The sequence below is a fragment of the Nostoc paludosum FACHB-159 genome (assembly GCF_014698835.1).
GTDB lineage: Bacteria > Cyanobacteriota > Cyanobacteriia > Cyanobacteriales > Nostocaceae > Nostoc > Nostoc paludosum.
In genome coordinates this window covers 174,154-186,516 of the sequence record NZ_JACJTU010000007.1, presented here as the reverse complement: position 1 = coordinate 186,516, position 12,363 = coordinate 174,154, and the positions used below count along the sequence as shown (strand labels likewise).

The 12,363-nt window shown below is 35.6% G+C and carries 10 protein-coding genes; 9 read left to right on the top strand and 1 reads right to left on the bottom strand.

What is annotated here, in order from left to right:
- Positions 1-24: 24 nt before the first annotated feature.
- A complete protein-coding gene (locus tag H6H03_RS09585) occupies positions 25-672 on the bottom strand; it encodes an SIS domain-containing protein (protein ID WP_190954900.1) in 648 nt (215 codons plus the stop codon).
- Positions 673-1,619: 947 nt separating this feature from the next.
- Here H6H03_RS09585 and H6H03_RS09580 point away from each other — a divergent pair.
- From H6H03_RS09580 to H6H03_RS09540, 9 genes are all read left to right on the top strand, one after another.
- Positions 1,620-2,375: a sucrose-phosphate phosphatase gene (locus tag H6H03_RS09580; RefSeq protein ID WP_190954899.1), complete on the top strand. Its 756-nt coding sequence runs from the start codon at positions 1,620-1,622 to the stop codon at positions 2,373-2,375.
- Between the two features lie 5 nt (positions 2,376-2,380).
- Complete coding sequence (locus tag H6H03_RS09575) at positions 2,381-3,184, top strand: hypothetical protein (protein WP_190954898.1); 804 nt, start codon at positions 2,381-2,383, stop codon at positions 3,182-3,184.
- A gap of 19 nt (positions 3,185-3,203) precedes the next feature.
- Complete coding sequence (locus H6H03_RS09570) at positions 3,204-4,652, top strand: glycoside hydrolase family 13 protein (RefSeq protein ID WP_190954897.1); 1,449 nt, start codon at positions 3,204-3,206, stop codon at positions 4,650-4,652.
- Positions 4,653-4,733: 81 nt separating this feature from the next.
- The gene (locus H6H03_RS09565; protein WP_190954896.1) at positions 4,734-5,828 is read left to right on the top strand and encodes a hypothetical protein; all 1,095 of its coding nucleotides are present in this window, start codon (positions 4,734-4,736) and stop codon (positions 5,826-5,828) included.
- A 53-nt stretch (positions 5,829-5,881) separates the two neighbouring features.
- On the top strand, positions 5,882-7,417 hold the full coding sequence (locus H6H03_RS09560; RefSeq protein ID WP_190954895.1) for an MBOAT family O-acyltransferase: 1,536 nt from the start codon (positions 5,882-5,884) through the stop codon (positions 7,415-7,417).
- Positions 7,418-7,465: 48 nt separating this feature from the next.
- Positions 7,466-8,206, top strand: a complete 741-nt coding sequence (locus tag H6H03_RS09555; RefSeq protein ID WP_190954894.1) for an HAD-IIB family hydrolase — start codon at positions 7,466-7,468, stop codon at positions 8,204-8,206.
- Between the two features lie 182 nt (positions 8,207-8,388).
- Positions 8,389-9,798: a guanitoxin biosynthesis MATE family efflux transporter GntT gene (gntT, locus tag H6H03_RS09550; protein WP_190954893.1), complete on the top strand. Its 1,410-nt coding sequence runs from the start codon at positions 8,389-8,391 to the stop codon at positions 9,796-9,798.
- 23 nt (positions 9,799-9,821) lie between these two features.
- The gene (locus H6H03_RS09545; RefSeq protein WP_190954892.1) at positions 9,822-11,063 is read left to right on the top strand and encodes an acyltransferase family protein; all 1,242 of its coding nucleotides are present in this window, start codon (positions 9,822-9,824) and stop codon (positions 11,061-11,063) included.
- Positions 11,064-11,071: 8 nt separating this feature from the next.
- Positions 11,072-12,343: an acyltransferase family protein gene (locus H6H03_RS09540; RefSeq protein ID WP_190954891.1), complete on the top strand. Its 1,272-nt coding sequence runs from the start codon at positions 11,072-11,074 to the stop codon at positions 12,341-12,343.
- Positions 12,344-12,363: the final 20 nt, after the last annotated feature.

Genomic DNA, 12,363 nt, shown 5'->3' with positions numbered 1-12,363 from the left:
AATTTGTGTAGAACTTGCATAAGTTTAAGATGCTTGAATTTCATGAAAACTCAGATAGTTATTTGCATCTCTACTAGGTAAAGCACCTTTAACTAACCCATCTATAATGCAGTGGCAGATACATAAATGCATGATTTCTGCAAAACCATAAGACATAGTTGGAACATAAAAATTCAAATGTCCCATTTGACGCAAAGGATTATTCGGTTGAAAGGCTGAAAGGGTAATTACATGGCAATCCATCTTTATTGCTTGGCGAACACCTGCGAGGATGTTTTCTGATTGCCCAGAACTACTAATTGCAAATAAAATATCTCCAGATTGGGCAAATGTAGAGATTGGCTTGCTGAATACTTGTTCGTAACCAAAGTCATTACTAATGCAGGTGATTGAAGCACTATCATTAAAAGCGATCGCTGGAATATTACCATTACGCCAGAAGTCAATGGCTTGATGGCTAGCTACAGTTGCACTCCCTCCATTTCCAATGAAAATAACTTTTCGCTGCTGTTGATGTTGCTGATTTATTAAATCAGCAGCTAGGTTAATCCCGTGAGAATTTGTAAAAGATTTGCCTTGGCAATCTGTTACCTGAAATTTTTCTCCAAGATTAGCTAGTTGGCTAAAGTAATCAGTAGAAAAGGAGTATAGTTGCTGCTGTACTGAAGGCATTGATTTTACCTAGAATTACATTTCTGAGCAATACTTTTTTATTTTTTGAAAAATAAAAAAGATTTTCTTATACTTAGTTCATTTTTTAATAAAAATTAAACTAACTTTTACCAAGGGAATAATAAAATTAAAATCGTACCCTTTTTTGAATTTACACAAATATTTAAGATTTTCAATCGCTAGCAAACTATTGAAATCTCAATAATTACTTATTTGACAGTAGATTTCAATTTGCTCAAGTAGACAAATTAAGTCTGATAGCTAGGCATAAAGCTTGTTTGACATGCCGAATTTTACCGCATGAATTTTATTAGCTTTAAACCCATCTTTTTTTCAAAACACCATTGGACAGAGCCATTTTTCAAAACTTAATAAATCACACATACCTCAAGATTAATTGCACTCATTAATTTTTCTAATGATACATTCTGACTTTAGCAGTGTTTCCTGATGTGGCAAAGATTGACTTCCATGTAATACAAAAGTTTGGTGGCGAAGTCTATGGTGGTTGAGTATAAGAGCGTTTAAAAAAATTAGTGTTTTAATACTATCTTATTTTTGCATTCAAAATGCAATAGCAAATTCAGACAGTTAAGCGGACAGTTAAGACAGTTAAGACAGTTAAGCGGACAGTTAAGACAGTTAAGACAGTTAAGAAGAGGTATCGCATTGAAATTACCAAGAAAGTTTATGTCATACAAAGTTTTTTGATAAAATGTAAACAACTTGTAATAGCAATTGCCTTTGACAGATGTTTGCAAACAGGTATAATGATGAACCAGAGCATAAAAATAAATTAAAAACTGATTATTTCGCAGCTTTCTCCACTAGTTGTTTAAATTAGATAAAGATTTTTCGCCCCTGTTTGCTGACTAAATTTGAGAATTGTTACTGAATTTAAATATTGATGTAAATAGAATCGGCAACTTCTTCATTCAGGAGTAATAGTGGCTAAATTTTTATTTGTGACCGACTTAGATCACACCTTAGTCGGTGACGATGTAGCTTTAAATAAATTAAATCAATGGCTACACGAGCAACGCCAAAATTACGGTACAGTTATTGCCTATACTACAGGGCGATCGCTCCCCCTTTATCAAGAATTAATTGCCCAAAAAGAACTATTAGAACCTGATATATTAATGGTGGCTGTTGGTACAGAAATATACTATCCAGGTAACAATAACCCCGATGATGAATGGCAAACTAAAATCTCCCAATATTGGAATCGAGAAATAATATTAGAGGTCGCAAAACGATTTCCTTGCCTTGTTCTCCAGCCTTCCACAGAACAAACTGCCTTCAAAGTTACCTATTACACCTGCTTAGATGGGTTATCTGTTACAGTCCCGCATTTAAAAGCAATTCTCCAGAATCAAGGCATAGCAGTGCAAATGGTAGATTCTTATGATGGCGGATTTTTAGACATATTGCCTGCGTCCGCAAATAAAGCTTCAGCCGCTATTTTCGTGCAACAGCGTTTAGGCTTTACTGATGAACAAACTGTGATTTGTGGAGATTCAGGTAATGATTTGTCGATGTTTCAAAATATGCTTTGTCCCGCCATTATCGTTGGTAATGCCCGGTCAGAAATATTAAACTGGCATAAAAATTCACCACCAGGAAAACGCTATCTAGCAAAAGGTAATTTTGCAGCTGGAATTTTAGAAGGATTAGAATACTTCGGATTTTATAGAGGATGATTGAAATGAAAACTATTGTTTATCAATCCTATCACGGAGATGAAACACCAGCTTGGCTGGAAACCTGTATGCAAACAGTGAAAAATTGGGCAGAATTGAAGGGCTTTGATTACCAGAGAAAAGATAATTTTTTTGACTATGTTCCAGATTGGTATCAAGAAAAATCCCAGGGAAAAATTAACATCATTGCAGACCTAGCTAGGCTAGAAATAGCTAAAGAATTTCTCGAAGAAGGATACGATCAAACTATTTGGATGGATGCTGATATCGTAGTTTTCGATCCCGATAAATTAACAATCGAGACTACAGAAGACTATTTACTATGCCGCGAATTTTGGTTGGATACAGAATATGATAAAAACTTTGGAGAAGGGCCTATATTCTGCCTAAAAAAAGTAACTAACTCGATGGTGTTTTTTAAAAAAAGAAATGATTTTTTGGATTTTTACATATATGCCTGTAAATCAATCATGAAAAATCATACAGGCAACTTGTCTCGACTAGCGGTTAGCACAAAATTTTTATCTAAGCTTTCTGAAATTATTGAATTGCCCCTTTTTCTAAACATGGGGCTTTTTAGTCCTATCCTGATGCATGGACTTGTTGAAGACGAAACATCGATTCTCCAATTGTACGCAGAAGCATTGGAATCGCCTGTTTATGCTGCTAACTTATGTCTATCTTTTAGAAATCAATGTCACAAAGGCATAATGGTGACAGATCAATTATTTGAAGAAGTGATTGATAAATTAATACGTACTAAAGGAGAAACGATAAATCGATACTTATCTCCCGCACTCGTAGTTTAAATTAATTAAAAATTAATCTATGCAGATTAATACACCTGATTGGGTAAAACACGCCGTTTTCTATCAAATATTTCCTGACCGCTTTGCTCGGAGTGTTCCAGCACACCAAAGTTGGTTACTGAATGTACCATTGGAAGATTGGAATGCTCCGCCTACATTTAATGGTTATAAAGGAGGAAACCTTTGGGGAATAATTGAAAAACTAGATTATTTACAAGATTTAGGGATTAATGCGATTTACCTCAACCCTATTTTTACCTCTGCGAGCAATCATCGCTATCATACCCTTGATTACTATCAAGTAGATCCCTTATTAGGCGGTGAAGAAGCATTTACAAATCTGCTTGCAGAAGTTCATCGCCGTAATATTAAACTTGTCTTAGATGGAACTTTTAATCATGCTAGTAGAGGCTTTTATTTTTTCAATGATATTTTAGAAAATGGTCAAAATTCTCCTTGGTTTGATTGGTTCAAAATTGAAGGTTGGCCTATCTCACCCTATGATGAATCTCGCCCCGCTAATTATGCTTCTTGGTGTGGCTTTCGGGCTTTACCAGAGTTGAACACCAATAATTCAGGTGTACGCGAATATATTATGCGCGTAGGTGAATATTGGATTCAACGCGGTGCAGATGGTTGGCGTTTAGATTCAGCAGATTACATCAAAACACCTGGATTTTGGCAAGAGTTTCGGGAACGAGTAAAGGCTATTAATCCCCAAGCTTATATTGTTGGAGAAATTCCAATGGAGGCCACTGAGTGGTTAGATGGAACACAATTTGATGGCGTTTCAAGTTTGCCTTTTCTTAACGCTACCACAGCTTTTATTGTGGGCGATCGCCAAGTTAAAGGTCATTTGGCCGAATATGCACCACCACCACCAGCAGATGCGGCTAGATATGGGGAGGAAATTAATCAATTACTAGAACGTTATCCTTGGGAAATTCAATTAACCCAACTCAACGGTATCAACAATCATGATACAGCTAGGTTAATAGATGTGGCAGGAGGCGATCGCCCTAGTTTATATTTATCAACATTATTATTATTCACTTTCCCCGGCGCACCTTGTATATATTATGGAGATGAAGTTGGTTTAACTGGGAGTTACGATCCCGACTGTCGTCGAGGTTTTCCTGAGCAGAAAGAATGGGATGAAAAAATTTTAAAATTTCATCGTCAACTCATCAAACTCCGTCATAATTATCCAGCATTAAGAATTGGTGAATATCAAACCTTATACGCCCAAGAACAAGTTTATATCTTCAGTCGAAGGTTAGCAACAGAAAATGTAATCATTGCTATCAATGCAGGTAGCTCAACAGCAAAGGTTAGTATTCAACTATCATCGCTAACTGAAATCAAAAAAACATTACTTACATATCCTGAACAGCAAAATCATTGGCAATTTCAAGCAGGATATCTCAACTTCACATTTACTCCTCGTAGTGGCTTAATCTTAGGTTAAGTCATGCATAAAACAAAATGTCACATTAAGTAATTAATTAGCAATAATTACCACGAAAACATACATCATATCAGATATTTTATGAAGAAAAAACCTATATTTATTTTGCTTTATGGCTGGATTTTTATTCTGTGCCTAATTTTGACTAATGGCTTAATTAATTTATTTTTACCAACATCTAATATGCACCAAAATCTTGGTGATGTCAGTGCTAAATTAGCATATTTCACCAAACATAAAGATAATTACGATATTATTTTTTTGGGGCCTAGCACTACTTATTACGGAGTAATTCCTAAAATATTTGATGAATCAATAGCAGCTAATGGTAATAATTTAAAGTCCTTCAATTTTGGGATTATGTCGGCTAATGTAGCCGAAATGGACTTCTACTTACAGAAAATTTTAGCTTTAAAACCAGCCAAATTAAAATGGATATTTTTAGATTGTTTAGTTAACTCTTTTGTTGAGGAAACACCGACAGCAACTAAAAATGTTTATTGGCATACTCCTATTAAAACATTAGAAAATATTAAATTAATATCAGAATCAACCCTAAATTTACCAATAAAAATTATCGCTCTGTATGCAAATTCAGTTAGCTTTATCCATAACTGGTTAGGAATTGGTAATTTTTCTGATTATGTAAATCCCAGAATCACAGCCACACCAGGAGGAATATTATCTGATAGAGTGATTCAGGAATCTGGATATTATGCAATGGATTGGATGAATGACATTGAACAATTAGACAGAATTTTTCAAGAGAAGTATTTACAAATTTATCAACAAGAACTAAAACAAGCAAAATCTGAATCTGCCGACTCACAGAATATATCTAAATATCCTCTAGATTCTTATGCAATCAAAATAATTAAGAAAATGATTGATAGAATTAACAACCAAGAAAAAATCACTCACAATAAAATTGAACCTATTTTTCTCATTCCTCCAGCTTTAAATGCTGATGTTGAACATACCCCGATTATGAGAGCTTTCAATTTAGGATATGTTTCTACCCTATTTGCTTTTAATAATCCCAATAAATTCCCTAGTTTATTTGAACTTGCTAATCGCAGCGATCAGAGACATTTAAACTACCAAGGATCTGAAAAATTCACAAAGATTCTAGCAGCAGAGTTTTCTAACCATTTGAAGTTATCAGAACAGAGATAGCTAATTTTTAATTCATCAATATAGAGTATAAATCTAGAATAAATAGAATAAATATGGTTTTTACAGAATTTCGTTTTCTTTGGTTTTTCCTGGTTGTTTTCTGCGTCTACTGGGGTTTACAGAACAACAATCATCGTAAATTTTGGTTGCTAGTCTGTAGTTATATATTTTATGGTGCTTGGGATTGGCGCTTTCTTTTCCTGCTTTTACTATCCACAGTTGTTGACTATGTTGTAGGTTTGATGCTATCTAGACCAAAAGTTAATTCCTCAGCAACAAAACCAGAAATTACAGCAAGTGAAGTCATAGAAAATCCAGACAGTAAACAAGGGTGGAGTAGCCTATTTTCTGGTAATATACTGCTCAATAAACCAATCGATCAAAATCAGCGCCGAGTGTGGTTATTAGTTAGCTTGGTGATAAATTTAGGATTATTAGGATTTTTTAAATACTATAACTTTTTCACTGACTCTGCATCTCACTTATTAGCTTTTTTGGGTTTACCTGTTAGTATTAAAACCCTAGAAATCATTCTGCCAGCAGGAATTAGTTTTTATACATTTCAAACCTTAAGTTACTCTATAGATGTCTATTTGGGTACACTCAAACCTGTGAAAAATTTTGGGGATTTTGCTTTATTTGTAACTTTTTTCCCTCAATTGGTTGCAGGTCCCATTGTTCGTGCATCTGACTTTTTACCTCAACTCCTAAATACAAAAACCTTAAATAAAGTTGATTTTCGGGGATCTTTGATACTGTTTATGGTGGGATATTTTAAGAAAGCTTGTATTTCCGATAATCTCTCTCCCTTAGTAGAACAGTATTTTGCCAATCCAGAAAGTTATACCGCTTTGAGTTGTTGGGTTGCGGTGATTTCTTTCGTCATCCAAATATATTGTGACTTTTCTGGCTATTCCGATATGGCGATCGCTAGTGCAGGGTTATTAGGATATAAACTAACGCTTAACTTTAATTTCCCCTACCTTGCTGACAATATCACTGATTTATGGCAACGTTGGCACATTAGTCTCTACAGTTGGTTAAGAGACTATATTTATTTTCCTTTGATGAAAATGCGACCAAAAAATCAACGCACAGAATTATTTAGGAGTAGAAATATTCTCATTCTGATGCTTGTATCTGGACTTTGGCATGGTGCAGCTTGGCATTTTGTTACTTGGGGAGGATTGAATGGCATAGCATTAATTGTTCACCGTCAATGGTCATCTTGGATAGCTCCTTATAAGGTATTATTACCAATCAGAAAAACATTAGGTATACCTCTCACGTTCTACTGGTTTTGTGCCTCAGCAATTTTCTTTCGTAGTAACGATATTAATAGTGCCGTACAAATAGAAAAAGCTTTTCTTTTCTTCCATTCTTCCGGTTATGAAAATGTAAATCTCCAATTAGCATGGTTTTTTATCCCTTTAGCTATATTGCATTGGTCAGCTTATAAAGGTTGGCTCACCCATTGGACAGAAAAAATTCCTAACTGGAGTTTTGCTGCTTTTTATGGAGTTCTATCCGCAATTATTTTGAGGTTGATGGCAGTAAATCCTCAACCATTTGTTTATTTTCAGTTTTAGGTAACAACAACTCTATGGCAGCTTGATTTGATAGTCTATTTCCCCAATATGAAACATCATCACTCACTCATATTAGCAACTGATTTAGATGGCACTTTTTTAGGTGGTTCTCAACAAGAAAAACAGGAATTTTATGAATATTTAGAAACCCAGCGCCATCGCATACTTTTAGTCTATGTTACGGGTAGAGAAATAGACTGGATCAGCAATTTTTTAACAGAAAATACCCACATTCCTAAACCTGACTACATCATTGGTGATGTGGGAACAACTGTTGTAAATGGTGCAACCTTCGCGCCAATTTCTGCTGTGCAAGATTGGATAGTAAAACAATGGGGTAATGCTAACGAACAAGTTAAGCAACTATTAGGAAATGAACCAGGACTAAAATTGCAAGCTGTTAATCCTCATTATCGCGTATCCTACTACTACGATCCTGAAGAATTGCAAGATAGCACCATTAAGAAAGTAATTGATGCCGGATTTGATTGTATTATTTCTGCTTATAAAAGCTATTTTTATTTTGATGTCATGCCCAAAGGAGTTTCTAAAGGTCCGACTCTCCTGAAATTTTTAGCAGAGATGAATTATCATGCAGATGATACCATAGCTTGTGGTGATACTCTCAATGATTTTTCATTATTTGAAACCGGATTAAAGGGAATTGCTGTGGGAAACTCCCACCCTGCATTAGTAGAGAAAATACAGACAATGGAGAATGTTTATTATAGTCCATATCCGGGTGTCATGGGTATTTGGGATGGACTGAAAGTTTATGGTAAGCATTAAAAAACTGCGAAAATAATTCAATTCAGATAATTTTCAAATAACTTTAAGACTTATTTTCCTGTAGCGATCGCTATCCTATAACTAACTCTTTTAAAACTCAGTACCTGTCTGTTGAAGAGACTTTTTTTACAACTAAGCATTAGAGTAATATAAAGATTTGCCATTTTTAAGTAAATATTTTGATGGAAAATAACACAAGTCAATCTTTGGATCAGACTATCCCTAACCAGGATGACCTCTTACCGCGCTTCTTTCGACTGGCGATCGCCAATGTCCTCTCTAACATTATGGTCCCCCTGGCCAACACCATGAGCGTCGCTTTTTTGGGTCATCTGTCAGAAATCAATCATCTAGCTGGGGTGGCTCTAGCAGGAAACTTGAGTAGCTTAGTATTCCTATTTTTAGCCTCTTTACGAATGAGTACCACCGGGCTAACTGCTCAAGCGGTAGGACGAGATGATCGGGAAGCAATGCTATTAGTAGGATTGCGTAATGCTTTAATTGCACTGGTGCTAGGTATTGCCATCATCAGCTTAAAAAACCCTTTGCAAGAACTGGGGTTTGGACTGCTCACTGCTACCCCAGAAGTCAAAGCTTCAGCAATTGCCTATTTTAACGCCCAAGTTTGGGGAGCACCTGCGGTTTTACTCAACTTTGTCCTGCTCGGTTGGTTGATAGGAAGGGAAAAAAATGGTTTAGTTGTGCTGTTATCCGTCACAGGTAATATTACCAATATTGCACTTGACTACCTGTTTATTACCCAGTGGGGCTGGGAAAGTACGGGAGCAGGGTTGTCCTATACTACTAGCCAATATCTGGCTCTGTCCATCGGATTGATTATTGTATGCCTAGAAGTCAAGTGGCAAGAATTACAAAATTTAGCCGGGAAAATTTGGGACACTTCAGCGATAGTCTCCACTTTTACTCTAGGTGGCAACATCTTGCTCAACAATTTTATTTTTCTCTCAGCTGTGGTAATTTTCAACTACGAGAGTGCAGCACAAGGAACAATTACTTATGCTGAAAATGCCTTACTCTTACAAGTAATTTTCTTGTGTAGTTTTTTTATTGAAGGACTGGGATTTGGCACGGAAGCCCTGAGTGGAAACTTTAAAGGCAAAGGAGATTCTACGCAGTTAGTAGCTTTAGTGAAGATATCTGTGGGAACTAGCTTGCTAATTGGACTCTTTTTCGCTGGGGTATGTGTGCTATTTCCGCAAACTGTATTTGGGCTATTAACCAGTCACAAGGAAATCACAGAACAAATTGATACTTATGTTTTTTGGTTACTACCCGTCTTGGGATTTATTTCAGTCGCTTACATCCTGGATGGGTACTTCTTGGGCTTAACAGAAGGACACACCCTCCGCAATGTGAGCTTTCTGTCTTTTGTTGTCGGATTTCTACCTCCTGATATCGCTGCCTTTTCTGTTCATAGTTACCGTAACCATATTTTATGGTTGGCTTTGTCATTGTTTTTACTAGTCCGACTCGTGCTTTTTGTGGTACAGTTACCCCGCACATTCCAAACGGAAATTCCCCAGCCAGCAATGTCATCATCGGTTATTACTGAGCAACTTCCAGAAACATAAATTATGCCACTAATTAACTGATCATGAAGGATTCAGAAAATTTCCAATTTTCCACTGATCCCGAACAAATCTCCAACATTGTCCGGGGCTATATGCCAGTGTTAAATGGCTATCGTGGCATAGCCCTTTTATTGGTTTTTTTATTTCATTGTGTGTTAGAAATTCCAGTAAAAACAGACAACCCGGCAGTATTTATTTATCAAAAAATAATGAACTTCGGTTGGTGTGGTGTGGATGCTTTTTTTGTGCTTTCTGGATTTTTAATTACAGGTATTCTCCTAGATAATCGTGAGAAACCGAATTATTTTAAAAATTTCTATGCTAGACGAATGCTCAGAATTTTTCCCGTTTATTATATTGTTTTAATTCTGTTTTTAGGAGTAATACACCCACTGATTCGCAGTTATGAATCGCCCAATGATTTAGATAGTTTTCAAATTTGGTATTGGTTTTATATCGAAAATTTACAATGGCTATTGCAAGGAAGGTTTGATTATGGACCGCTCGCGCATTTTTGGAGTTTAGCTGTTGAGGAGCAATTTTATCTGGTTTATCCACTATTAGTTTATCTGACCCCCCGCAAATTTCTCAGCAGGTTTTTGGGGATAGTGATTATCGGAGTAGTCTTATATCGCAATTGGTTATTATTGACTCAGCCTTTAACTTCCCAAATAACTGCTGGTATATACTTTAATACTTTCTGTCGGTTAGACAGTCTAGCCATAGGTTCTTTAATCGCTTTGTGGATGCGTTCAGAAACAATGATTCCTTGGCTAATAAAGATTGCACCAATAGCGATGATTCTTAGTAGTATTGGTCTGATGATTATATTTGTCATTCAGGGAGGAATTACTTTATTCACCGTAGGAATGGATTCCATTGGTTTTACTCTTTTAGCCATCTTTTTTGGCTCATTGTTAGTTTTATCTATCACAAAGCCACAAAATAGCTTCCTCCCCAAAGTGCTAAATTGGCCTCCACTCCAAAGCTTGGGTATAATCAGCTATGGTTTTTACGTTTATCATGGTCTACTTGGCTTAGTATTGATTAACAAAATATATAAATATATGGAAAAATACTTGTATAATTCTTTTATTATCTATCATTTAATGGCTATATTTTGTATTGGCATCTTAACATTAGCAATCTCACTTTTAAGCTGGTATTTTTTAGAACAGCCTTTTCTGAAATTAAAAACTTATTTTGCTTGCCATCAGGAAGATAAATTAAGTGTAATAATTCAGGATTCTGGAGTCAGGAGTTAAAATAATTTATGATCCATTCAGAATTATTCAAATCCTCGCCTAATCCCGAAAAAATATCTCATCTTGTCCGGGGCTATATGCCAGTATTAAATGGCTATCGTGGCATAGCCATTTTATTAGTTTTTTTATATCATTGTGTGTCAGATATTGTAGGAGAACCAGTCAACCCGTTAGTGTCTATTTATCAAAAAATAATGCAATTCGGTTGGTGTGGTGTAGATGCTTTTTTTGTTATTTCTGGATTTTTAATTACAGGCATCCTGCTGGACAATCGTGATAGACCAAATTATTTTAAGAATTTTTATGTTAGACGAATAATCAGAATATTTCCCGTTTATTATATTGTTTTAATTCTGTTTTTAGGAGTAATACGCCCACTGACTAGCAGTTATGAACCCCAAAATGATTTAGATAGGTTTCAAATTTGGTATTGGTTTTACCTCGAAAATTTGCAATGGGTATGGCAAGGAAGGTTTGATATTGGTCCGATATCTCATTTTTGGAGTTTAGCTGTTGAGGAACAATTCTATCTAGTTTATCCACTATTAGTTTATCTGATTCCCCGCAAATTTCTCAGTTGGTTTTTGGGAATAGTGATTATTGGTGTAGTGTTATATCGCCATTGGTTGTTATTAACAAACCCCGTAACTTTTCAATTGACTGCGGGTATCTATGTTAATACTTTATGTCGTCTAGATACTCTAGCCATAGGTTCTTTAATCGCTTTGTGGATGCGTTCAGAAACAATGATTCCTTGGCTAGTAAAGATTGCACCAATAGCGATGATTGTTAGTAGTATTGGTCTGATGATTATCTTTGTCATCCAGGGAGGGGTTACTGCATACACAATAGGAATGGATTCCATTGGTTTTACTCTTTTAGCCATCTTTTTTGGCTCATTGATAGTTTTATCTATCACAAAACCACAAAATAGCTTCCTCCCCAGAGTGCTAAATTGGCCTCCACTCCAAGCTTTAGGTATAATCAGCTATGGTTTCTACGTTTATCATGTTCCGCTCGGCTTCCCGTTGATTGACAGAGTTTATCAATATACAGAGAAATATATAGGTAACTATTTCATCGTCAGTCACTTAATTGCTGTATTCTTTTTTGGGATCTTGACATTACTAATTTCAATTTTTAGCTGGTATTTTTTAGAACAGCCTTTTCTGAAATTAAAAACTTATTTTGCTTCCCAAAAAGGAGATAATTTGAATTATACAATTCATAGCAAAGAACTGTCTTCAAATACATCGTTTGAAAAACTTGTGAACAAGTAATACTCTCTCAAAAAAACGTG